Source organism: Pseudomonas sp. GW823-FHT03E05 (assembly GCF_058796855.1).
In genome coordinates this window covers 325903-349463 of the sequence record NZ_JBXAJB010000005.1, presented here as the reverse complement: position 1 = coordinate 349463, position 23561 = coordinate 325903, and the positions used below count along the sequence as shown (strand labels likewise).

General features: G+C 63.3%; 15 protein-coding genes and 1 pseudogene. 14 read left to right on the top strand and 2 right to left on the bottom strand.

The genetic code is table 11. The features are described from left to right. Nucleotides 1-137: 137 nt before the first annotated feature. Nucleotides 138-2357: a primosomal protein N' gene (locus tag AC1RCO_RS21945; RefSeq protein ID WP_065364836.1), complete on the bottom strand. Its 2220-nt coding sequence runs from the start codon at nt 2355-2357 to the stop codon at nt 138-140. A 299-nt stretch (nt 2358-2656) separates the two neighbouring features. On the opposite strand from AC1RCO_RS21945, the gene rpmE reads away from it, so the two are divergent. The 3 genes from rpmE to AC1RCO_RS21930 all read left to right on the top strand — a co-directional run bounded on the left by rpmE (nt 2657) and on the right by AC1RCO_RS21930 (nt 5155). Continuing rightward, entirely contained in the window at nt 2657-2878 is a 222-nt protein-coding gene (gene rpmE, locus AC1RCO_RS21940; protein WP_011058815.1) for a 50S ribosomal protein L31, read from the top strand. Nucleotides 2879-2919: 41 nt separating this feature from the next. Then, the gene (locus tag AC1RCO_RS21935) at nt 2920-3699 is read left to right on the top strand and encodes a thermonuclease family protein (protein WP_011058816.1); all 780 of its coding nucleotides are present in this window, start codon (nt 2920-2922) and stop codon (nt 3697-3699) included. Between the two features lie 187 nt (nt 3700-3886). Continuing rightward, on the top strand, nt 3887-5155 hold the full coding sequence (locus tag AC1RCO_RS21930; RefSeq protein ID WP_053156016.1) for a malic enzyme-like NAD(P)-binding protein: 1269 nt from the start codon (nt 3887-3889) through the stop codon (nt 5153-5155). Nucleotides 5156-5276: 121 nt separating this feature from the next. Here the strand turns inward: AC1RCO_RS21930 and AC1RCO_RS21925 are convergent, their stop codons facing one another. Continuing rightward, the gene (locus AC1RCO_RS21925) at nt 5277-7709 is read right to left on the bottom strand and encodes a penicillin-binding protein 1A (protein WP_492618099.1); all 2433 of its coding nucleotides are present in this window, start codon (nt 7707-7709) and stop codon (nt 5277-5279) included. A gap of 220 nt (nt 7710-7929) precedes the next feature. On the opposite strand from AC1RCO_RS21925, the gene pilM reads away from it, so the two are divergent. The 11 genes and pseudogenes from pilM (at nt 7930) to hemE (ending at nt 23376) form a co-directional block, all read left to right on the top strand. Next, nucleotides 7930-8991 carry a type IV pilus assembly protein PilM gene (pilM, locus tag AC1RCO_RS21920; protein ID WP_492618040.1) on the top strand — a complete coding sequence of 354 codons (1062 nt, stop codon included), beginning with the start codon at nt 7930-7932 and terminating at the stop codon, nt 8989-8991. Next, complete coding sequence (locus tag AC1RCO_RS21915) at nt 8991-9557, top strand: PilN domain-containing protein (RefSeq protein ID WP_492618039.1); 567 nt, start codon at nt 8991-8993, stop codon at nt 9555-9557. Before pilM ends, AC1RCO_RS21915 begins: the two co-directional genes overlap by 1 nt. Beyond that, nucleotides 9554-10177 carry a type IV pilus inner membrane component PilO gene (locus AC1RCO_RS21910; RefSeq protein ID WP_492618038.1) on the top strand — a complete coding sequence of 208 codons (624 nt, stop codon included), beginning with the start codon at nt 9554-9556 and terminating at the stop codon, nt 10175-10177. Before AC1RCO_RS21915 ends, AC1RCO_RS21910 begins: the two co-directional genes overlap by 4 nt. Further along, nucleotides 10174-10704: a pilus assembly protein PilP gene (locus tag AC1RCO_RS21905; RefSeq protein ID WP_011058822.1), complete on the top strand. Its 531-nt coding sequence runs from the start codon at nt 10174-10176 to the stop codon at nt 10702-10704. The genes AC1RCO_RS21910 and AC1RCO_RS21905 overlap by 4 nt, the downstream gene beginning before the upstream one ends. Nucleotides 10705-10814: 110 nt before the next feature. Then, nucleotides 10815-12470 (top strand): annotated as a pseudogene (locus AC1RCO_RS21900) (type IV pilus secretin PilQ); the annotation flags it as partial. A 4-nt stretch (nt 12471-12474) separates the two neighbouring features. Next, nucleotides 12475-12993: a shikimate kinase AroK gene (aroK, locus tag AC1RCO_RS21895; RefSeq protein WP_011058824.1), complete on the top strand. Its 519-nt coding sequence runs from the start codon at nt 12475-12477 to the stop codon at nt 12991-12993. 145 nt (nt 12994-13138) lie between these two features. Next, nucleotides 13139-14239: a 3-dehydroquinate synthase gene (gene aroB, locus AC1RCO_RS21890; protein ID WP_011058825.1), complete on the top strand. Its 1101-nt coding sequence runs from the start codon at nt 13139-13141 to the stop codon at nt 14237-14239. Between the two features lie 10 nt (nt 14240-14249). Next, nucleotides 14250-15830, top strand: coding sequence for an AAA family ATPase (locus AC1RCO_RS21885; RefSeq protein WP_492618037.1), 1581 nt, complete (start codon nt 14250-14252; stop codon nt 15828-15830). A 348-nt stretch (nt 15831-16178) separates the two neighbouring features. Continuing rightward, nucleotides 16179-20627, top strand: coding sequence for a glutamate synthase large subunit (gene gltB / locus AC1RCO_RS21880; RefSeq protein WP_492618036.1), 4449 nt, complete (start codon nt 16179-16181; stop codon nt 20625-20627). A gap of 33 nt (nt 20628-20660) precedes the next feature. Continuing rightward, a complete protein-coding gene (locus tag AC1RCO_RS21875; RefSeq protein WP_011058828.1) occupies nt 20661-22079 on the top strand; it encodes an FAD-dependent oxidoreductase in 1419 nt (472 codons plus the stop codon). 229 nt (nt 22080-22308) lie between these two features. Continuing rightward, nucleotides 22309-23376, top strand: a complete 1068-nt coding sequence (hemE, locus tag AC1RCO_RS21870; RefSeq protein ID WP_041115348.1) for a uroporphyrinogen decarboxylase — start codon at nt 22309-22311, stop codon at nt 23374-23376. The last annotated feature ends 185 nt before the right edge of the window (nt 23377-23561 follow it).

Below are 23561 nucleotides of genomic sequence, written 5' to 3'. Positions count from 1 at the left end.
GGAACGGGCTTGCCAACTATAGAGGACTGCTTGGGGATCGATGGCGGCATTCGATTGCCTTCGCCGGCAAGCCCGCTCTTGCGGGTTTGATGCTGCCCATTGTAGGAGCGGGCTTGCCCGCGAAAGCACGACCTCGATCAATACAGATCCACGGGATCCACATCCAGCGACCAGCGGACCTGCCGCCCGCTGGGCATCTGTTCCAGCACCAGCAGCCAACTGCTGAGCAAACGATGCAAGGGCGCTCGGGCATTGGCCTGTAGCAGCAATTGCGCGCGATAACGTCCGGCGCGCCGCTCCATCGGAGCCGGCACCGGGCCCAATAGTTCGATGCCCCCCAGGTTCTGTTCCGCCAGCAGGCGCTCGGCCTCGCTGCAGGCTTCATCGAGGAACCCCTCGGCCTGGCCCGGTTTGTGGGCTTCGGCCCGCAGCAGCGCCAGGTGGGCGAAAGGTGGCAGGCCGGCGGCGCGGCGCTCGCTCAGGGCCTGTTCGGCGAAGGCGAAGTAGCCCTGCTCGGTCAACTGCACCAGCAACGGGTGGTCGGCGAGGTGGGTCTGGATGATCACCTTGCCCGGCTCTTCGGCCCGGCCGGCCCGCCCGGCGACCTGGACGATCAGTTGCGCCATGCGCTCGCTGGCGCGGAAGTCGCCGGAGAACAGGCCGCCATCGGCATCGAGGATCGACACCAGGGTCACCCGGGGAAAGTGATGACCCTTGGCCAGCATCTGGGTGCCCACGAGGATGCACGGCTGGCCTTTCTGGATGGTGGCGAACAGCTGGTTCATCGCATCCTTGCGCGAGGTGCTGTCGCGGTCCACCCGCAGCACCGGGTAATCGGGGAACAGGATGCCCAGGCGCTCTTCCGCCCGCTCGGTGCCGGCGCCCACGGGGCGCAGGTCGACCTTGCCGCATTGCGGGCAATGGCGCGGAACCCGCTCCACATGGCCGCAGTGGTGGCAGCGCAGCTCGCCGGAACGCTGGTGCACGGTCATGCGGGCGTCGCAGCGCTTGCACTCGGACATCCAGCCGCAGTCGTGGCAGAGCAGGGTCGGGGCGAAGCCGCGGCGGTTGAGGAACACCAGGACCTGCTGGCCGGCGGCCAGGGTCTGGCCGATGGCTTGCTGCATGGGGCCGGAAATGCCGCTGTCCAGCGGGCGGCTCTTCACGTCCAGGCGCAGGAAACGCGGCTGCTTGGCGCCGCCGGCCCGCTCGTTCAGGCGCAGCAGGCCGTAGCGGCCGGTGTAGGCGTTGTGCAGGCTTTCCAGGGACGGCGTGGCCGAGCCCAGGACGATGGGAATGTTTTCCTGGCGCGCACGCACCAAAGCCAGGTCGCGGGCGTGGTAACGCAGGCCTTCCTGCTGTTTATAGGACCCGTCGTGCTCCTCGTCGATGATGATCAGGCCAGGGTTCTTCATCGGCGTGAACAGGGCCGAGCGGGTGCCGATGATGATGTCGGCCTCGCCGTCCCGGGCAGCCAGCCAGGCGTCCAGGCGTTCGCGGTCATTGACCGCCGAGTGCAGCAGGGCGATGCGGGCGTTGAAGCGTTGCTCGAAGCGCGCCAGGGTCTGCGGGCCGAGGTTGATCTCCGGAATCAGCACCAGGGCCTGCTTGCCGGCTTCCAGGGTTTCGCGGATCAGTTGCAGGTAGACCTCGGTCTTGCCGCTGCCGGTGACCCCGGCCAGGAGAAACGCGTGATAGCTGTCGAACCCGGCGCGGATGGCTTCATAGGCGGCGCGCTGCTCGCTGTTGAGCGGCAGTTCGGGCTGGGCCAGCCAGTGTTCGTGGCGCACGCCCGGCGCGTGCTTGCGCACCTCCACCTGCACCAGGTCCTTGGCCAGCAGCAGGTCGAGGCTGTCCTTGCTCAGCATCAGCTTGCTCAGCAGGGTATGGGGCACGCCGTGTGGGTGCTGGGCCAGGGTTGCCAGGGCTTCGCGCTGGCGTGGGGCGCGAGCGATGCGCGGGTCGTCGAGCCGGGCCCCGGGGGCGATCGACCAGAAGCGTTCCTGGCGGGCCTCGGCCAGCTCGCCCTGGCGCAACAGCACTGGCAATGCCCAGCTCAGGGTATCTCCCAGGCTGTGCTGGTAGTACTGGGCGGTCCACAGGCACAGCTTGAACAGGGCCGGCGGCAGCGGAGGCGTGGGATCCAGCAGGGCCAGGGCCGGCTTGAGTTTTTCCGCCGGGACCTCGCTGTGATCTGCCACCTCCACCAGGATGCCGATCATTTCCCGGCGGCCGAATGGCACCCGCAGGCGCATGCCGGGGTGCAACTGGGCACGCAGCACCCCGGCCGGAGCACGGTAGTCGAACAGGCGGCGCAGGGGCGAGGGCAGGGCGAGGCGCAGGATGGCGTCGGGCACGCGGGACAATCTCGTTGAGCAGAGGGTAAATAGGCCCCGGAGCCTAACAGAGCAGCGGTGGAGTGTCCTGTATAAGCGTGCGTGGCCCCTGTACCTGCGGGGTCTGCCCGGGCATGGAGCCGGTTTTTCAGTTCAGGGGGTGGCAAAGCCTGGGCTGTCAAGGTTGCACCGGCTTTTTCTGATGGGCTGCACTCAGGATCGCTTGCGCGTTTGACGCGGTCTGGTAGAATTCGCGCCCTAATTCGTGCGGTATTCAACAATAGTGTTGGGTGGCGGCACGCTAGCCTGAGGAATACACCATGAAAGCCGATATCCATCCAGTATACGAAGCCATTACCGCTACCTGCAGCTGCGGTAACGTCATCGAAACTCGCTCCACCCTGGCCAAGCCTCTGAGCCTGGACGTGTGCAACGAGTGCCACCCGTTCTACACCGGCAAGCAAAAGACTCTGGACGTTGGCGGTCGTGTCGACAAGTTCAAGTCGCGCTTCGGTGCTTTCGGCGCAACGAAGAAGGCCTGAGGCTGATCGTTCTGGAAAGCCGATACCGACTTTCCTCGCTGATGAAAAAGGCGTCCCTAGTGGGCGCCTTTTTTGTGGGCGCGATTTGGCTGACAGCGGCCGAGGCGTTTTGCCCGGCGCCCAAGGGGCTGTTGCCGGCAACGGTGCTCCGGGTGGTGGACGGCGACACCCTGCACCTCAAGGATGGCCGCAGGTTGCGCATGATCGGCCTCAATGCCCCGGAGCTGGCGGGCAAGGGGCGCCCTGCCGAGCCCTTCGCCGAGGCGGCGCGGCAGCGCCTGCGACAACTGGTGGCACAGAGTGGTGGGCGGGTCGGCCTGCTGCCGGGGCGTGAAAGGCAGGATCGCTACGGTCGTGTCCTGGCCCATGTCTATGGCGTCACTGGTATCAACTTCGAAGCCCGGTTGATCGCGGAAGGCTTGGCCTATCGGATTGCCGTGCTGCCAAACGTCGCCCTGGCGAGCTGCCAGAAGGCTGCCGAGAACCATGCGCGCCGAGCCGGGCTGGGGCTTTGGCGACGTTCACCTGTACTCAAGGCGCAGCAGATCCATCGCGCGGGCTTTGCCCTGTTCGAAGGGCGAGTGAGCAGGGTGCAGCGCAATCGCGGTGGTCTTTGGATCACATTGCAGGGGCAGGTTGTATTGCGCATTGCACCCAATGTCCTGCGGCGCTTCGATCGCCGGCTGCTCAGTGGCCTTTCAGGGCGCCGGATCGAGGCTCGGGGCTGGGTTGTCGATCGCTCGCGTCAGCCTGGTCGGCAATCTGCACATCCGCGCTGGATGTTGTCCGTGACAGACCCTTCCATGCTCGGACTTATCTGATAAAGAAAAATTGTAGACATTTTTTTAATGGATTGTGAACAGTTGAAAGCCTTGTACCCCGCGGCTCTTGGCCCAAAGTCGTACGCTAGGGGCCTTGACAGGGGTGACTGGGCAGTCTTGTGGGGACTATGCGACACGAGTATCCTCGGCGGTCCGTCTGTCCAACAGCAAAAAGCGGAATGCCCACATGTCTGATTTGAAAACTGCCGCTCTCGAATACCATGCCAATCCTCGTCCAGGAAAGCTGAGTGTCGAGCTCACCAAGGCCACTGCTACCGCTCGTGATCTGGCGTTGGCCTACAGCCCCGGCGTAGCCGAGCCGGTACGCGAAATCGCTCGCGATCCGGAACTGGCCTACAAGTACACCGGCAAAGGCAACCTGGTTGCCGTCATTTCCGATGGCACCGCGATTCTCGGCCTGGGTAACCTCGGCCCACTGGCCTCCAAGCCAGTGATGGAAGGCAAGGGCGTGCTGTTCAAGCGTTTCGCCGGCATCGATGTATTCGACATCGAAGTCGACTCCGAAAGCCCGCAGGCTTTCATCGACACCGTCAAGCGCATTTCCATCACCTTCGGTGGCATCAACCTGGAAGACATCAAGGCACCCGAGTGCTTTGAGATCGAGCGCGCTCTGATCGAGCAGTGCGACATTCCGGTGTTCCACGATGACCAGCACGGCACCGCGATCGTTACCGCCGCCGGCATGATCAACGCCCTGGAAATCGCTGGCAAAACCCTGGCCGACGCCAAGATCGTCTGCCTGGGTGCCGGTGCTGCCGCCATCTCCTGCATGAAGTTGCTGGTGAGCATGGGTGCACAGATCGAAAACATCTTCATGGTCGACCGTACCGGCGTGATCCACTCAGGCCGCGATGACCTGAACCAGTACAAGGCGGTGTTCGCCCACTCCACCGACAAGCGCACCCTGGCCGACGCCCTGCAAGGCGCCGACGTGTTCGTCGGTCTGTCCGGCCCGAACCTGCTGAGTGCTGAAGGCCTGAAATCCATGGCGCCGAACCCGATCGTGTTCGCCTGCTCCAACCCTGATCCGGAAATCGCCCCGGAACTGGCGCACGCCACCCGCGACGACGTGATCATGGCTACCGGCCGTTCGGACTACCCGAACCAGGTGAACAACGTCCTGGGCTTCCCGTTCATCTTCCGTGGTGCCCTGGACGTACGCGCCAAGCGCATCAACGAAGAAATGAAGATCGCCGCGGCCAACGCCCTGCGTGACCTGGCCAAGCTGCCGGTTCCTCAGGAAGTGTGCGACGCCTACGGTGGCATCAAGCTGGAATTCGGCCGTGAGTACATCATTCCCAAGCCAATGGATGCCCGCCTGATCACCGTGATCTCCGATGCCGTGGCCAAGGCCGCCATCGAGACCGGCGTGGCTACCCTGCCGTACCCGAAGAACTACCCGCTCAAGAGCGTGGATGATGTGTTCAACGGTTAAGCGTTCGTAGCGTCATGCAAAAAGCCCCGGCTCGCGAGAACCGGGGCTTTTTTGTGGGCGCTTGTCCGCTGTAGGATCGGGCACGCCGGCGAAGGTTGCCGCGTTCGCGGCTCCCCTGGCGCTAGAACAGATCGATCGGCGCCGCTTCGTCCGCCGGCAGCGGGCTGCCTGGTACGGCGCCATTGCCCAGTTCATTGACCGAGGGCGGAGTGTCTTCGCTCTTGAACAGTTCGAAGTAGGCATTGGGCGTGCCGGGTGTGGCGGCGCGGCCGCTGACCGGGTCGACCCGCAGGCTGAGAATGCCTTCCGGCTCTGGCTGGGTGTGTGGCGGCTTGTCCTTGAGGGCGGCGCCCATGAAGCTCATCCAGATCGGCAGTGCCACGGTGCCGCCGTATTCGCGGCGCCCCAGGCTTTCCGGCTGGTCGAAACCGGTCCATACGGTGGTCACGTAGTCGGCGTTGTAGCCGGAGAACCAGGCATCCTTGGACTCGTTGGTGGTACCGGTCTTGCCCGCCAGGTCGGTACGGCCCAAGGCCAGTGCGCGGCGTCCGGTACCCAGCTTGATCACGTCCTGGAGCATGCTGTTGAGGATGTAGGTGGTACGGCCATCGATGATCCGCTCGGCAACCGCCGGGGCTTGCGTCGCTGCCGGAGCTGAGGTTTCACCGGCCACGTTGTTGATCGTGAAGTTGTGCTCAGGGGCGGCGATGCCGCTGGTGGCCGTATTGCCGGTGGGGGCGCTTGGCGGGTTGGCGCTGAACAGCAGCTCGCCGTTGCGGCTTTCGATCTTGTCGATGATGTACGGGGTGATCTTGTAGCCGCCGTTGGCAAAGGTGCTCCAGCCGGTGGCGATTTCCATCGGAGTCAGGGTTGCGGTACCCAGGGCCAGGGACAGGTTGCGCGGCAGGTCCTGCTTGTTGAAGCCGAACTTGCTGATGTAGTCGATGGTGCGGTCCACGCCCATGCTCTGCAGCAGGCGGATCGACACCAGGTTGCGCGACTTGTACAGCGCCTCGCGCATGCGGATCGGGCCGAGGAAGGTGTTGGTGTCGTTCTTCGGGCGCCAGACCTTGTCCAGGTATTCGTCGACGAACACGATAGGTGCGTCGTTCACCAGGCTGGCCGGGGTGTAGCCGTTATCCAGGGCGGCGCTATAGATGAACGGCTTGAAGCTGGAGCCGGGCTGGCGCTTGGCCTGCATCGCACGGTTGTAGTTGCTCTGCTCGAAGGCGAAGCCGCCCACCAGGGCGCGGATCGCACCGTTCTGCGGGTCCAGCGTCACCAGGGCGCCCTGGGCGACCGGGATCTGGCTGAACTTCAACGAGTTGTCCGCCTGGCGCTGCACGCGGATCAGGTCGCCGACCTGGGCCACGTCCGCCGGTTGGCGCGGGGCCGGGCCCATGCTGTTGGTATTGAGGAACGGCCGGGCCCATTTCATGCTGTCCCAGGCCACATGTTCTTCGCCGTTGCGGGTCAGCACCTGGAGGCCATTCTTCTCTACCAGGGTGACGATCGCCGGTTCCAGGCCGCTGATGGTCCGCTGCTTGGTCAGTTCGCTGGCCCAGGCCGCCTGGGTCTTGCCTGGCAGGCGCGATTCCGGGCCGCGATAGCCGTGGCGCTGGTCGTAGGTCATCAGGCCTTCATGGACCGCGGTGTTGGCCATTTCCTGCAGATCGCTGGGCACCGTGGTGGTGACCCGGAAACCTTCGGTGTAGGCATCGCTGCCATAGCGGCCGACCATTTCGGCCCGGGCCATCTCGGCGATGTACGGGGCGTTCACTTCCGGAGTCGGTACGTGATAGCTGGCGTTCAACGGTTCGTTGATTGCCTCGGTATAGGCCGCTTCGGTGATCTTGCCGAGCTTGTACATGCGCCCCAGGATCCAGTCGCGACGTTCCTTGCTGCGTGCCGGGTTGGCCAGGGGGTTGAAGCGCGAAGGCGCTTTGGGCAGGCCGGCGATCATCGCCATCTGCGCCAGGCTCACGTCACGGATGGACTTGCCGTAATACACCTGGGCCGCTGCCTCGATTCCGTAGGCACGGTTGCCCAGGTAGATCTTGTTGACGTACAGCTCGAGGATCTCGTCCTTGGTCAGCTGCCGTTCGATCTGCAGAGCCAGGAGGATCTCGGTGGTCTTGCGCGAGAAGCTGCGCTCGCTGGTCAGGAAGAAGTTCTTCGCCACTTGCATGGTGATGGTACTGCCGCCGGACTGGATGTGTCCGCTCTTGACCAGCTGGGTTGCGGCACGCATCAGGCTGCTGGGGTCAACCCCGTAATGGTTAGCGAAGTTGTCGTCTTCAGCACTTAGTAACGCATTGATGAAGTTGGGCGGAATGTCGGCGAAACGTATGGGAGTACGGCGCATTTCACCGAATTCAGCGATCAGTTTGCCGTCGCTGCTGTACACCCGCAGGGGAATCTGCAACTGGATGCTTCTCAGGGCCTCAACCGACGGCAAGCCGGGACTAAGATAGAGAAACGCACCGGAGAGGGCGAGGAGGAGCCCGCAGAACACCGCGACGATGGACCACCCGAAAAACTTCAGCAGACGAATCAAGGCTTTTGGATTTCCAGAGAAAGGAATGAATTAGGCGTCAGGGCATTCACGGACATCAGGGGCCGGCCCACGCAGCAGGTAAAAGCGGAAAAAAAACGCTGGGCATTATAAGCATTTTCCGCCGAGAGCGTCATTTGCCCGTCTGTCAAGACGTGACCATTGAACGCAATGCAGCTTAAGCAGTCCGTAAGTCACGGATAGTCATAGGGAATTGGTCGTGCTTGGACTCTTCAGCAAAAAGCCGAGTTCCCTTATGGGGATCGATATCAATGCGACATCGGTCACGCTTCTGGCACTGGGGCGCCAGGGGCAGGGGTACCGGGTCGAGGCCTACGCCAGGGAGCCCCTGGCGCCCAATACTGTGCTTGACCAGCACATTGCCGACCCCGAGGCCCTGGCCGCGGCCCTGTCCCGCGCCTGGCTCAAGACGGGCAGCCGGCTCAAGGGGGTGGCGGTAGCGGTGGCCGGCGAGGCGGTGATCAGCAAACTGATCGAGATGCCGGCGGGCCTACACACCGACGAACTGGAGCAGCAGGTCCGGCTGGAAGCCGGCCAGTACATTCCCTATCCCCTGGAAGACGTGGCCCTGGATTTTGAAGTGCAGGGGCCGGTGCCCGGTAATCCGCAGCGGGTTCAGGTGCTGCTGGTGGCCTGTCGCAACGAGCGGGTAGAAGCCCTGGAAACGGTATTGGGCCTGGCCGGCCTGACAGCCCGGGTGGTGGATACCCAGCCCCTGGCTCTGGAGCGCTGCCTGTTGCTGCTGGCGGCGCACCTGCCGCTGGCGACTCCTGGCGCCGTGGCGTTGCTGGATATAGGCCCGGCCCTCAGCTGTTTCAGCGTCCTGCACGGCCAGCGAGTGATCTATAGCCGTGAGCAGCTTTTCGGTAGCGGGCCTCTGATTGAAGCGCTCCAGCGTCGATACGGGCTGACACTGGAGCAGGCATTGCTGGCGCAGAGCCAGGGCCGTTTGCCACAGGGTTGCGCCGAAGAGTTGCTGCAACCCTTCGAGCAGGAGGTGCTGCAACAGGTCAGCCGTTCCCTGCAGCAGTTCGCCACCTCGCCTCAGCAACAGCCCCTGGTGCAACTGCTGCTGGCCGGAGACGGTAGCGGCCTGGCCGGCCTGGAGCGGCGGGTGGAGGGCGAGACAGGCATCGATACGTCGCTGGCCAATCCTTTCCGGGCCATGCCGATGGGGCCTCGAGTCGACCCCCAGGTATTGAATGAACAGGCGCCGAACCTGCTCCTGGCCTGTGGCCTGGCCCTGCGAGGGTTCGACTGATGGCGCGGATCAACCTGTTGCCCTGGCGCGAGGCCTCGCGCGAACTGAGACGTCGGCGTTTCCTACAGATGCTGGCGATGATGGTCGTGCTCGGGGCCGGGGTCATTCTGTTGGCCGACGCCTATATAAGCCGGGTGATCGAGCGCCAGCATTTGCGCAACCAGTATCTGGGCCAGGCGACGGCACGCCTGGATAAGCAGATCGCCAGCATCCAGGGGCTCAAGGCGCAACGACAGCAGTTGCTCGAACGCATGGGCATCATCGAAGAGCTGCAGGGCAACCGCTCCAACAGTGTGCGGATTTTTCAGCAGTTGGCCCGCAGCCTGCCTGATGGCGTGTACTTCACCGAGGTGGATCTGCAGGGGCAGAACCTTGGAATCAGCGGTGCCGCCGAGTCAAACAACAGGGTGTCCGACCTGATGCGCAATCTGCAGGCTGCCGAGGGTTTTGCTGCCCCCAGCCTGACCGAGGTGAAGAACGCGGTGGACGCCCAGCAAGGGCTGAACAACCTGTTCCGGCTGAATGTCGGGCAGACGCCCGGGCCAGCCGGGGAGCTTCGGCAATGACCCCCCGACAATGGCTGGCAGAGTTGCGGCGTATCGATCTGCGGGAGCTGGAGCTGGCCAACCTGGGCTCCTGGCCAGGGCCGGCCAGGAGTCTGGTGGCGGCCCTGCTTCTGCTGCTGGTTCTGCTAGTGGGCTACGGCTTTTACCTGAGCCCGCACCTGGAGCAACTGGAGCGCCAGCGCCAGGAGGAAACTCGTCTCCGGCAGGCGTTTGCCGGCAAGGCGCGCCAGGGAGCCAATTTGCCGCGCTACCAGGAGCAGTTGGCCGTCATACGCAACAGCTTCGACCTGCTGTTGCGTCAGTTGCCCAGCGACACCGAGGTCCCCGGCCTGCTGGAGGACATCAGTCGCGTGGGGCTGGGCAGTGGCCTGGCCTTCGAGGAAATCAGGCTGCAACCGGAGGTGGCCAGGCAGTTCTACGTCGAGTTGCCGATCCAGATTACTGTCACCGGGGCCTATCACGACCTGGCGAGCTTCGTCAGTGGCGTCGCCGGCCTGCCGCGCATCGTCACCTTGCATGATTTTCGCATTCAGCCTGTGGCGGTGGGCAATCCGGCGCTGTTGCGCATGAGCATCGAGGCGCGCACCTACAGGTACGACGCTCCGGAGCCGCACTCATGAGGCGCCTGCGCTGGGCGGTGCTTGGCTGCCTTTGTGCCGGGCTGTGGGGGTGTGGTGGCGCCGATGACGACTTTGCCGACCTGGACGCCTACATGAACCAGATGCGCCTGCAAGCGCCCGGGCCGATTGAACCAATGCCGGTAATCCGGTCTTACCCCTCGTTCACCTATGACGCCAGCGCATTGCGTAGTCCGTTCCAGCCGCCGCAAAGGCTTGACCTGGCGGCCCGTCGGCAAGGGGCCAGTGCGGTCCGGCCCGACCCGCAGCGAGCCCGGCAATACCTGGAGGGGTTCGATATCGAGCAGTTGCAAATGGTCGGGACCCTGTCCAACGCCTCCGGGAGCTTTGCCCTGTTGCGCGGCGCAGGTGGCATCCACCGCTTGCAGGTGGGCGACTACCTGGGGCGCAACGAAGGCCGGGTTGTGACCATCAGCGAATCGCAGATCGAGGTGGTGGAAATTGTTCCCGATGGAGCGGGAGCCTGGCTGGAGCGGCCGCGAACACTGGCGCTGAAAAAACACTCTTAAGTGGAATCTGGAAAATGAACAGGACTGTTTCAGCCCTCGGTGTAGCGCTATGGATAGCGCTGCTGGCACCGCTGGTCGGCGCCGCCGAGCCCAAGCCCGCTGCTCCGGGGACGGCAGCTCGGGCGCCTGCAAAGCCGCAGGCAGTGGCCGGGTCGATACGCGGCGTGGATTTTCAGCGCGGCGAGGAGGGCGAAGGCAATGTGCTGATCGACCTGTCCGACCCGCGCATCGCTGTCGATGTCCAGCGGCGCGAGGGCCGGATCGTCCTCGATTTTGCCCGTACCCAATTGCCCGAGGCGCTGCGGGTTCGCCTGGACGTCAAGGATTTCGCCACCCCGGTGCAGTACATCACTGCGGATACGGCTGCCGGGCGTACCACCGTCACCCTGGAGCCCAAGGGCGCCTTCGACTATTCCACCTTCCAGACCGACAACCGCCTGACGGTCAGTGTCCGCCCCCTGGCCGAGACCAGCAGCAGGGCGGCTGCGGCCCGACCTGCCTACAAGGGGGAAAAGCTCTCGCTGAACTTTCAGGACATCGAGGTGCGCTCGGTGCTGCAACTGATCGCCGATTTCACGGGCCTCAACCTGGTGGCCAGCGACACGGTGCAGGGCGGCATCACCCTGCGCCTGCAGAACGTGCCCTGGGATCAGGCCCTGGATCTGGTGCTACGGACCAAAGGCCTTGATTCACGCAAGATCGGCAATGTGCTGCTGGTGGCTCCGGCGGATGAGATTGCCGCCCGGGAGCGTCAGGAGCTGGAGTCACAGAAGCAGCTGGAGGACCTGGCGCCGTTGCGTCGGGAGCTGCTGCAGGTCAACTACGCCAAGGCAGCGGACATCGCCAAGCTGTTCCAGTCGGTGACCCGCGCCGAGGAAAAAGCCGATGAGCGTGGCTCGATCACCGTGGATGAGCGCACCAACAGCATCATTGCCTACCAGAGCCAGGAGCGCCTCGACGAACTTCGGCGCATCGTCGCCCAGCTGGATGTTCCGGTGCGCCAGGTGATGATCGAAGCGCGCATCGTCGAGGCCAACGTTGACTACGACAAGAGCCTGGGCGTGCGCTGGGGCGGCTCGGTGCAGAACCAGGGCAACTGGAGCGCCAGCGGGGTGCAGAACGCTGCCAGCGGTTCCAGCAGCATCGGCGCTCCGGGCAGCGGCGGCAGCAACTCACCCTTTGTCGATCTGGGGGCTAGCGCCCATACCTCGGGCATCGGTATCGCCTACATCACCGACAACGTGCTGCTGGACCTGGAGTTGACCGCCATGGAGAAGACCGGCAACGGCGAGATCGTTTCCCAGCCCAAGGTGGTCACCTCCGACAAGGAAACCGCAAAGATCCTCAAGGGCACCGAGATCCCCTACCAGGAAGCCAGTTCCAGCGGCGCTACCTCGGTGTCCTTCAAGGAGGCGTCGCTGTCGCTTGAAGTGACGCCGCAGATCACCCCGGACAACCGCATCATCATGGAGGTCAAGGTCACCAAGGATGAGCCTGACTACCTGAACAAGGTCCAGGATGTACCGCCGATCAAGAAGAACGAGGTCAATGCCAAGGTACTGGTCAACGACGGGGCGACCATCGTCATCGGCGGGGTTTTCTCGAATACCCAGAGCAAGGTTGTAGATAAAGTGCCATTTCTTGGCGATGTGCCGTATCTTGGCCGCCTTTTCCGGCGTGACGTGGTGTCGGAGAAAAAATCCGAGCTGCTGGTATTTCTCACTCCGCGTATCATGAACAACCAGGCGATTGCTGTGAGTCGTTGATTCTGTGCGAAATTTGATTCTTGTTGGGCCGATGGGGGCTGGAAAAAGCACCATCGGTCGCTTACTGGCCAAAGAGCTGCGCCTGCCATTCAAAGATTCCGATAAGGAAATTGAACTGCGTACAGGCGCGAATATCCCGTGGATCTTCGATAAGGAAGGCGAACCGGGCTTTCGTGATCGCGAACAGGCGATGATCGCCGAGCTCTGTGGCACTGACGGCGTGGTCCTGGCCACTGGCGGTGGTGCAGTGATGCGCGAGGCCAATCGTCGGGCGCTGCACGCTGGCGGACGAGTGGTCTATCTGCACGCCTCGGTCGAGCAACAGGTGGGGCGCACCGCCCGGGACCGCAATCGTCCCCTGCTGCGCACCGCCGATCCGGCCAAGACCCTGCGCGACCTGCTGGAAATCCGCGACCCGCTTTATCGGGAAATTGCCGATCTGGTGGTGGAAACCGATGAGCGGCCGCCACGAATGGTGGTACTGGACATACTGGAGCGCCTGCAGCAGCTGCCACCCCGTTAATGCGTCGAGCGAAATGCGCTATTCTCGGCGTCGCGCCAGACCGCCAAGGTGTGGCGCAGAGCTATCGGGCTGCGTCAGAAGACCAGACGAGGCCCATCGTCAATGCAGGGCACAATGCCTGCTTCCATCTTCACTGTGGGGACACATGCAGACACTTAAGGTCGATCTAGGCGAGCGCAGCTACCCGATTCACATTGGTGAAGGTCTGTTGGACCAGCCCGAGCTGCTGGTGCCGCATATCGCCGGGCGGCAAGTGGCGATCATTTCCAATGAGACCGTCGCGCCGCTTTACCTTGAGCGTCTGACCCGCAGCCTGGGGCAGTTCTCGGTGATCTCGGTGGTCCTGCCCGATGGCGAGGCCTACAAGAACTGGGAAACCCTGCAGTTGATCTTCGATGGCCTGCTCACTGCTCGCCACGATCGACGCACTACCATCATCGCCCTCGGTGGCGGCGTGATCGGTGATATGGCCGGCTTTGCCGCGGCCTGCTACCAGCGGGGCGTGGATTTCATCCAGATTCCTACCACCCTCCTGTCCCAGGTGGACTCTTCGGTGGGTGGCAAGACCGGTATCAACCACCCGCTGGGCAAGAACATGGTCGGCGCCTTCTACCAGCCGAACGTGGTGCTGATCGATACCACCAGCCTTAACACCCTGCCCAGCCGCGAGCTGTCGGCAGGTCTGGCGGAAGTGATCAAGTACGGCCTGATCTGCGACGAGCCCTTCCTTACCTGGCTGGAAGAGAACGTCGACCGCCTGCGGGCCCTGGACCAGCAGGCCCTGACTTACGCCATCGAGCGCTCCTGTGCGGCCAAGGCCGCGGTGGTGGGTGCCGACGAACGTGAATCGGGAGTGCGGGCCACCCTCAACCTGGGGCATACCTTCGGCCACGCCATCGAAACCCACATGGGGTACGGTGTGTGGCTGCACGGTGAGGCGGTGGCTGCTGGCACCGTAATGGCCCTGGAAATGTCCGCGCGCCTGGGCTGGATCACCAGCCAGGAGCGTGACCGCGGTATTCGCCTGTTCCAGCGCGCGGGCTTGCCGGTCATCCCGCCAGAGGAAATGAGCGAAGCGGATTTTCTCGAACACATGGCAATTGACAAGAAAGTGATCGACGGTCGTTTGCGTCTGGTGCTGTTGCGCCGCATGGGCGAAGCCGTAGTGACCGACGATTATCCGAAAGAGGTTTTACAGGCCACGCTGGGAGCGGACTACCGCGCCCTGGCTCAGCTTAAAGGTTAATAAGATCCCGATGACTAGTTTGCACGCCGACGAGGCTTTCCTCGGCCATTACCAGTTGAGCCACGATCCTTTCGCTCCCCGGGTCCCTGGCTTCAAGTTCTTTCCTGCCCAGCGCAAGCCCGTGCTGGGGCAACTGCATCACCTGGCCCGCTACAGCCAGTTGCTGCTGGTGGTCACCGGGCCTCAGGGCAGCGGCAAGACCCTGCTGCGCCAGGCGCTGGTAGCCAGTACCAACAAGCAATCGGTGCAGAGCGTGGTGGTGTCGGCCCGCGGCGCCGGCGACGCTGCCGGCGTGCTGCGCCAGGTGGCCCAGGCGCTGAACGTGGCCGAGGCTGAAATCGGCGCGATCCTCGCCCAGATAGTGCAACTGGCCCTGACCGGTCAGGAAGTCTATCTGCTGATGGATGATGCCGAGCAGCTCGACGAGTCCGCCCTCGAGGCCCTGCTGGCCCTGGCGGCCGGCGCTCCGGAAGGTCGTCCCCATGTGTTCCTGTTCGGCGAGTCGTCGCTGATCGCCGCACTGGACCAGCTCAATACCGAGGAAGAGCGCTTCCACGTCATCGAGTTGCAGCCTTATACCGAAGAGGAAACCCGCGAATATCTGGCCCAGCGGCTTGAAGGTGCGGGGCAGGGCATCGAACTTTTCTCCGCAGATCAGATCAGTGATATTCACGAAGGCTCCGATGGCTGGCCGGGCAACATCAACCAGGTCGCCAGGGATGCAATGATCGAAGCAATGATCGCCAGCCGCTCTGCGGTCAAGCGTCCAAGTATGGGGTTCAACATGCCGAAGAAACACGTATTGGCCATCTCCGCTGTCGTGGTGGTGGCCGTGGCCGCGGCCTGGTTGATGCCGGGCCGCAGCAAGGCTCCAACCACCGGCGCTCCGGCCAATGAGCAAGCGCAGCTGCCTTTGGGGCAAACACCGACACCCAATGCCAATGGCAGTCCGTCAGTAGAGTTCGCCGGTTCGTCACAGCCAATGCCGCTGCCGTTGGTCGGCCAGTCGCAGCCCGTGATGCGCGGCCCTCTGGCCGAAGCCGCAGGGGGTATCAGTGAGGGTGACGACGGGGTACCGGTTGAAGGCTCCAGCGCCGTTCCACCGACCGTGACCACCACCGCGCCGCCTGCTGGGGCTACGGCTGGCCCGACGCCGACTCCGGCAGCGCGTCCAGCCCCGGCACCGACCCAGGTGGCCACGGCCAAGCCTGCGCCTGCCGCCAAGCCGGCAGAGAAACCAGTGGCAGCCAAGCCTGCTCCGGCCAAGCCGGCCGAGAAGCCGGTCACCGTGGCCAAGGCCGCCGGTGGCAGCTGGTACGCTGGCCAGGCGCCAGGCAACTACGTGGTGCAGATCCTCGGCACCAGCTCGGAAGCCACCGCGCAGAACTTCGTCAAGGAACAGGGCGGCGAATACCGCTACTTCAAGAAAGTCCTCAACGGCAAGCCGCTGTATGTGATCACCTACGGCAACTTCGCAAGCCGCGATGCAGCGGTCAGCGCCATCAAATCCTTGCCAGCGAAGGTTCAGGCTGGTAAACCTTGGCCTCGCACTGTCGCTAGCGTTCAACAAGAACTGGCAACAACTCGCTGAAGATTCGGCGGCCTTACCCAGGCCGCCTCTCCCGGCAACCTCAAATTTCCGCATCGGCATGCTGCCTTACAGGCCGCGTGCCTTGTGGTGTCTGCGTCACAGTAGTTTTTGAGTCGCGGCAGTCAAAAGCAAAACTTTTTGACTAGCACAGCATATCGCTTTAAAACGTTCATAAATGCGACATGAATTTACGACAGATCGTCGCTAAATTTGTGGGGCTTTGTGTCGGTGTGTACAATGACCTCCCTTTTGCCCCCGCAAAGCTGGCGTACGTTCGGCGCGGAATGCAAGTGGTTGAATTGAAAAGAAATTTGCCTCTAAAAGAGGCAGCCTGGTGAGAAAGTGTCTATGAAAGCAGGTCTGTACCAACCAGATGAATTTAAGGATAACTGTGGTTTCGGCCTGATAGCCCATATGCAGGGCGAACCCAGTCATACCCTGTTGAAAACGGCCATTGAGGCCCTGACCTGCATGACCCACCGCGGTGGGATCAACGCGGACGGCAAGACCGGCGACGGTTGCGGTCTGCTGATGCAAAAGCCCGACCTGTTCCTGCGCGCAGTCGCCACGGAGCACTTCGGCATCGAGCTGCCCAAGCAATATGCGGTGGGCATGGTGTTCTTCAACCAGGACCCGGTGAAAGCCGAAGCCGCTCGCGAAAACATGAACCGCGAGATCCTCGTCGCCGGCCTGCAACTGGTGGGCTGGCGCAAAGTACCGATCGATACCAGTGTGCTCGGGCGTCTGGCCCTGGAGCGCCTGCCACAGATCGAACAAGTATTCATCGGCGGCCAGGGCCTGAGCGACCAGGATTTCGCCATCAAGCTGTTCAGCTCCCGTCGTCGCTCCTCGGTGGCCAACGCCGCCGACACCGACCACTACATCTGCAGCTTTTCCCACAAGACCATCATCTATAAGGGCCTGATGATGCCGGCGGACCTCGCCGCCTTCTATCCGGACCTGGGTGACGAACGCCTGCAAACCGCGATCTGCGTGTTCCACCAGCGTTTCTCTACCAACACCCTGCCGAAATGGCCGCTGGCCCAGCCATTCCGCTTCCTCGCCCACAACGGCGAGATCAACACCATCACCGGCAACCGCAACTGGGCCGTGGCCCGGCGCACCAAGTTCGCCAACGACCTGATCCCGGACCTGGAAGAGCTCGGCCCGCTGGTCAACCGCGTGGGTTCCGACTCTTCGAGCATGGACAACATGCTGGAGCTGATGGTCACCGGCGGCATCGACCTGTTCCGCGGCGTGCGCATGATCATTCCGCCAGCGTGGCAGAACGTCGAGACCATGGACGCCGACCTGCGCGCGTTCTACGAATACAACTCGATGCACATGGAGCCGTGGGACGGCCCGGCCGGCGTGGTCATGACCGACGGCCGCTACGCCGTCTGCCTGCTGGACCGCAACGGCCTGCGCCCGGCGCGCTGGGTCACCACCCAGAACGGCTTCATCACCCTGGCTTCGGAAATCGGCGTGTGGAACTACCAGCCCGAGGACGTGATCGCCAAGGGCCGGGTCGGCCCGGGCCAGATCTTTGCCGTGGACACCGAGACCGGGCAGATCCTCGACACCGACGCCATCGACAACCGTCTGAAGTCCCGTCATCCGTACAAGCAATGGCTGCGCAAGAATGCCCTGCGCATCCAGGCCACCATGGAAGACAACGACCACGGTTCGGCCTTCTACGACGTCGACCAGCTCAAGCAGTACATGAAGATGTACCAGGTCACCTTCGAAGAGCGTGACCAGGTCCTGCGCCCGCTGGGCGAGCAGGGCTACGAAGCGGTGGGTTCGATGGGCGACGACACGCCGATGGCGGTGCTGTCCCAGCGCGTGCGTACCCCCTACGACTATTTCCGCCAGCAGTTCGCCCAGGTCACCAACCCGCCGATCGACCCGCTGCGCGAAGCCATCGTCATGTCCCTGGAGATCTGCCTCGGTGCCGAGCGCAACATCTTCCAGGAGTCGCCCGAGCACGCTTCGCGAGTGATCCTCAGCTCGCCAGTGATCTCCCCGGCCAAGTGGCGTTCGTTGATGAACCTCGACCGCCCGGGCTTCGAGCGCCAGGTCATCGACCTCAACTACGACGAGAGCGTCGGCCTGGAAGCGGCGATCCGCAATGTCGCCGACCAGGCTGAAGAAGCCGCTCGCGCCGGCCGCACCCAGATCGTCCTGAGCGACCGTCATATCGCGCCGGGCAAGTTGCCGATCCACGCCTCCCTGGCCACCGGCGCGGTGCACCACCGCCTGACTGAAAAGGGCCTGCGCTGCGACTCCAACATTCTCGTGGAAACCGCCACCGCCCGCGATCCGCACCACTTCGCGGTGCTGATCGGGTTCGGCGCCTCGGCGGTCTATCCGTTCCTGGCCTACGAAGTGCTGGGCGACCTGATCCGTACCGGTGAAGTGCTGGGCGACCTCTACGAGGTGTTCAAGAACTACCGCAAGGGCATCACCAAGGGCCTGCTGAAGATCCTGTCGAAGATGGGCATCTCCACCATCGCCTCTTACCGTGGCGCGCAGCTGTTCGAAGCCATCGGCCTGTCCGAGGAGGTCTGCAACCTGAGCTTCCGTGGCGTGCCGAGCCGGATCAAGGGCGCACGTTTCGTCGACATCGAAGCCGAGCAGAAAGCCCTGGCGACCGAAGCCTGGAGCCCGCGCAAGCCGATCCAGCAAGGCGGCCTGCTGAAGTTCGTCCACGGTGGTGAGTACCACGCCTACAACCCGGACGTGGTCAACACCCTGCAAGCCGCCGTGCAGCAGGGCGACTACGCCAAGTTCAAGGAATACACCGCGTTGGTGGACAACCGCCCGGTGTCGATGATCCGCGACCTGTTCCAGGTGAAGACCCTGGACACGCCGATGGACATCAGCGAAGTCGAGCCCCTGGAGTCGATCCTCAAGCGCTTCGACTCTGCCGGTATCTCCCTGGGCGCCCTGTCGCCGGAGGCTCACGAAGCCCTGGCCGAAGCCATGAACCGCCTCGGCGCGCGTTCCAACTCCGGTGAGGGCGGCGAAGACCCGGCGCGCTACGGCACCATCAAGAGCTCGAAGATCAAGCAAGTGGCCACTGGCCGTTTCGGCGTGACCCCGGAGTACCTGGTCAACGCCGAAGTGCTGCAGATCAAGGTGGCCCAGGGCGCCAAGCCCGGCGAGGGCGGCCAGCTGCCTGGTGGCAAGGTCAACGGCCTGATCGCCAAGCTGCGCTACGCAGTCCCCGGCGTGACCCTGATTTCGCCTCCGCCGCACCACGACATCTATTCGATCGAAGACTTGTCGCAGCTGATCTTCGACCTCAAGCAGGTCAACCCTCAGGCGCTGGTGTCGGTGAAGCTGGTGGCCGAAGCCGGCGTTGGCACCATCGCTGCCGGTGTGGCCAAAGCCTATGCCGACCTGATCACCATCTCCGGCTACGACGGCGGCACCGGCGCTTCGCCGCTGACCTCCATCAAGTACGCCGGTGCGCCGTGGGAACTGGGCCTGGCGGAAACCCACCAGACCCTGCGCGGCAACGACCTGCGCGGCAAGGTCCGGGTGCAGACCGACGGCGGCCTGAAAACCGGCCTCGACGTGATCAAGGCAGCCATCCTCGGCGCCGAGAGCTTCGGCTTCGGCACCGCGCCGATGATCGCCCTGGGCTGCAAGTACCTGCGCATCTGCCACCTGAACAACTGCGCCACCGGTGTGGCGACCCAGAACGAGAAACTGCGCAAGGATCACTACATCGGCACTGTCGACATGGTGGTGAACTTCTTCACCTACGTCGCCGAGGAAACCCGTGAGTGGCTGGCCAAGCTTGGCGTGCGTTCCCTGGAGCAACTGATCGGCCGGACCGACCTGCTGGAGGTGCTGGAAGGCCAGACCGCCAAGCAGCATCACCTGGACCTGACCCCGTTGCTGGGCAGTGACCACATTCCGGCGGACAAGCCGCAGTTCTGCCAGGTGGACCGCAACCCGCCGTTCGACAAGGGCCTGCTGGCCGAGAAAATGGTCGAGATGGCCCGCTCGGCGATCAATGACAAGAGCGGCGCCGATTTCGCCCTGGATATCTGCAACTGCGACCGCTCCATCGGCGCACGGATCTCCGGCGAGATCGCCAGGCTCCACGGCAACCAGGGCATGGCCCAGGCGCCTATCACGTTCCGCTTCAAGGGCACTGCGGGGCAGAGCTTCGGCGTGTGGAACGCCGGCGGCCTGAACCTCTACCTGGAAGGCGACGCCAACGATTACGTGGGCAAGGGCATGACCGGCGGCAAGCTGGTGATCGTTCCGCCCAAGGGCAGCGTCTACAAGACCCAGGACAGCGCCATTATCGGCAACACCTGCCTGTACGGCGCCACCGGCGGCAAGCTGTTCGCCGCTGGCACCGCGGGTGAGCGTTTCGCCGTGCGCAACTCCGGTGCCCACACCGTGGTGGAAGGCACTGGCGATCACTGCTGCGAGTACATGACCGGTGGTTTCGTCTGCGTCCTGGGCAAGACCGGTTACAACTTCGGCTCAGGCATGACCGGCGGTTTCGCTTATGTGCTGGACCAGGACAACACCTTCGTTGACCGGGTCAACCACGAACTGGTGGAAATCCAACGGATCAGCGGCGAAGCGATGGAAGCCTATCGCAGCCACCTGCAGCGCGTGCTGAACGAGTACGTCGAGGAAACCGACAGCGAATGGGGCCGTAACCTCGCCGAGAACCTCGACGACTACCTGCGCCGTTTCTGGCTGGTCAAGCCCAAGGCTGCCAGCTTGAAGTCGTTGCTTTCCAGCACCCGTGCCAACCCGCAGTGATATGCGCCTGAAGAGTGTGATGAGGTTTTGATAATGGCTGAACGTCTGAATAACGACTTCCAGTTCATCGATGTCGGGCGCAAGGATCCGAAGAAGAAACTGTTGCGTCAACGCAAGAAAGAGTTCGTGGAAATCTACGAACCCTTCAAACCCCAGCAGTCGGCCGACCAGGCCCACCGCTGCCTGGGTTGTGGTAACCCGTACTGTGAATGGAAGTGCCCGGTGCACAACTTCATTCCCAACTGGCTCAAGCTGGTGGCCGAGGGCAACATCCTCGCCGCCGCCGAGCTGTCGCACCAGACCAACACCCTGCCGGAAGTCTGCGGCCGGGTGTGCCCGCAGGATCGTCTGTGCGAGGGTGCCTGCACCCTCAACGACGGCTTTGGTGCGGTGACCATCGGTTCGGTGGAGAAGTACATCACCGACACCGCCTTCGCCATGGGCTGGCGCCCGGACATGTCCAAGGTCAAGCCCACCGGCAAACGCGTGGCGATCATTGGTGCGGGCCCGGCGGGCCTGGGCTGTGCCGACGTGCTGGTGCGTGGCGGCGTGACCCCGGTGGTGTTCGACAAGAACCCGGAAATCGGCGGTCTGCTGACCTTCGGTATCCCCGAGTTCAAGCTGGAAAAGACCGTGCTGAGCAATCGTCGCGAAGTCTTCAGCGGCATGGGCATCGAGTTCCGCCTGAACACCGAGGTGGGCAAGGACGTGACCATGGAGCAACTGCTCGCCGAATACGATGCGGTGTTCATGGGCATGGGCACCTACACCTACATGAAGGGCGGCTTTGCCGGTGAGGACCTGCCGGGCGTCTATGACGCGCTGGATTTCCTGATCGCCAACGTCAACCGCAACCTGGGCTTTGAAAAGTCGCCGGAAGACTTCGTCGACATGAAAGGCAAGAAGGTGGTGGTGCTGGGCGGTGGCGACACCGCGATGGACTGCAACCGCACCTCGATCCGCCAGGGCGCCAAGTCGGTGACCTGCGCCTATCGTCGTGACGAAGCCAACATGCCCGGCTCGCGCAAAGAGGTGAAGAACGCCAAGGAAGAAGGCGTGAAGTTCCTCTACAACCGCCAGCCGATCGCCATTGTCGGTGAAGACCGCGTCGAAGGCGTGAAGGTGGTCGAGACCCGTCTCGGCGAGCCGGACGCCCGTGGCCGCCGCAGCCCCGAGCCGATCCCGGGTTCTGAAGAGATCATCCCGGCCGACGCCGTGGTCATCGCCTTCGGTTTCCGTCCAAGCCCGGCACCATGGTTCGAGCAGTTCAGCATCCAGACCGACAGCCAGGGCCGTGTCGTGGCCCCGGAACAGGGCCAGTTCAAGCACCAGACCAGCAACCCGAAGATCTTTGCCGGTGGTGACATGGTGCGCGGTTCTGATCTTGTGGTGACGGCGATCTTCGAAGGGCGTAACGCCGCCGAAGGCATCCTCGACTACCTGGGCGTTTAAGCTGCTGCGCTCGGCAATGCTGCGTTGAAAACAGACTCGGAATGCTCATTGACAGCAGTCAACTCCGCTTCCTCGTCTGTTTTCGCCTTGCCTTGCCTTCGCTCGCGACGCTTAAACAACTGCTTGTAGTCCGCGACAAATTGACCTGATACATAAAAGGCACGGCTCTTGCCGTGCCTTTTGTGTCGCGCTCTGAGAAAATGCCCCCACTTTTTTTCCGGATGCCGACATGACTGCCCTGAAGAACGACCGTTTCCTTCGTGCCCTGCTCAAGCAACCCGTAGACGTCACCCCGGTGTGGATGATGCGTCAGGCTGGGCGCTACTTGCCTGAATACCGTGCCAGCCGCGCCAACGCCGGTGACTTCATGAGCCTGTGCATGAACCCGGCGTTCGCTTGCGAAGTCACGCTGCAGCCTCTGGACCGCTATCCACAGCTGGATGCGGCGATCCTCTTCTCCGACATCCTGACCATCCCCGATGCCATGGGCCAAGGCCTGTACTTTGAAACCGGCGAAGGCCCGCGCTTCAAGAAAGTGGTCAGCACCCTGGCCGACATCGAAGCCCTGCCGATCCCCGATCCGCACAAGGACCTGGGCTATGTAATGGATGCGGTCAGCACCATTCGTCGCGAACTCAACGGCCGTGTGCCGTTGATCGGTTTCTCCGGCAGCCCCTGGACCCTGGCCACCTACATGGTCGAAGGCGGCTCCTCCAAGGACTTCCGCAAGTCCAAGGCCATGCTCTACGACAACCCGCAAGCCATGCACCTGCTGCTGGACAAGCTGGCCCAGTCGGTCACCGCGTACCTGAACGGGCAGATCCGTGCCGGCGCGCAGGCGGTGCAGATCTTCGACAGCTGGGGCGGCAGCCTCTCGGCGGCGGCCTACCAGGAGTTCTCCCTGGCCTACATGCGCAAGATCGTCAGTGGCCTGATCCGCGAACACGACGGGCGCAAGGTTCCGGTGATCCTCTTCACCAAGGGCGGCGGCCTGTGGCTGGAAAGCATTGCCGATGCCGGCGCGGACAGCCTGGGCCTGGACTGGACCTGTGACATCGGCGAAGCCCGCCGCCGGGTCGGCAGCAAGGTATCGCTGCAAGGCAACATGGACCCTACCGTGCTCTACGCCAACCCGCAGGCGATCCGCAGCGAAGTTGCGCGCATCCTCGCCAGCTACGGCAAGGGCAGCGGCCACGTGTTCAACCTGGGCCACGGCATCACTCCGGAAGTGAAACCGGAGCACGCCGGAGCCTTCCTGGAAGCGGTGCACGAGTTGTCGGCGCAATACCACGAATAAGCGCCCCCCTAAAAAACGCCCGGCACCTGCCGGGCGTTTTCATTGGCGGACACTTTTTGCAGGAGCCAGCTTGCTGGCGAGAGGGCCTTCAAGACTTGCGCCTGCCTTGCGCACGCCTTCGCTGGCAAGCCAGCTCCTACAGGGGGCCGGCCAGCCAGGTTCGCTCGGTGTAGGAGCCAGCTTGC

What these genes read in the sequence shown, in the direction of transcription:
- AC1RCO_RS21875 (WP_011058828.1), top strand. Translation starts at nt 20,661, where the DNA reads ATGGCTGAACGTCTGAATAACGACTTCCAGTTCATCGATGTCGGGCGC.
- AC1RCO_RS21905 (WP_011058822.1), top strand. Translation starts at nt 10,174, where the DNA reads ATGAGGCGCCTGCGCTGGGCGGTGCTTGGCTGCCTTTGTGCCGGGCTG.
- AC1RCO_RS21885 (WP_492618037.1), top strand. Translation starts at nt 14,250, where the DNA reads ATGACTAGTTTGCACGCCGACGAGGCTTTCCTCGGCCATTACCAGTTG.
- AC1RCO_RS21915 (WP_492618039.1), top strand. Translation starts at nt 8,991, where the DNA reads ATGGCGCGGATCAACCTGTTGCCCTGGCGCGAGGCCTCGCGCGAACTG.
- hemE (WP_041115348.1), top strand. Translation starts at nt 22,309, where the DNA reads ATGACTGCCCTGAAGAACGACCGTTTCCTTCGTGCCCTGCTCAAGCAA.
- AC1RCO_RS21910 (WP_492618038.1), top strand. Translation starts at nt 9,554, where the DNA reads ATGACCCCCCGACAATGGCTGGCAGAGTTGCGGCGTATCGATCTGCGG.
- AC1RCO_RS21930 (WP_053156016.1), top strand. Translation starts at nt 3,887, where the DNA reads ATGTCTGATTTGAAAACTGCCGCTCTCGAATACCATGCCAATCCTCGT.
- aroB (WP_011058825.1), top strand. Translation starts at nt 13,139, where the DNA reads ATGCAGACACTTAAGGTCGATCTAGGCGAGCGCAGCTACCCGATTCAC.
- rpmE (WP_011058815.1), top strand. Translation starts at nt 2,657, where the DNA reads ATGAAAGCCGATATCCATCCAGTATACGAAGCCATTACCGCTACCTGC.
- AC1RCO_RS21935 (WP_011058816.1), top strand. Translation starts at nt 2,920, where the DNA reads ATGAAAAAGGCGTCCCTAGTGGGCGCCTTTTTTGTGGGCGCGATTTGG.
- gltB (WP_492618036.1), top strand. Translation starts at nt 16,179, where the DNA reads ATGAAAGCAGGTCTGTACCAACCAGATGAATTTAAGGATAACTGTGGT.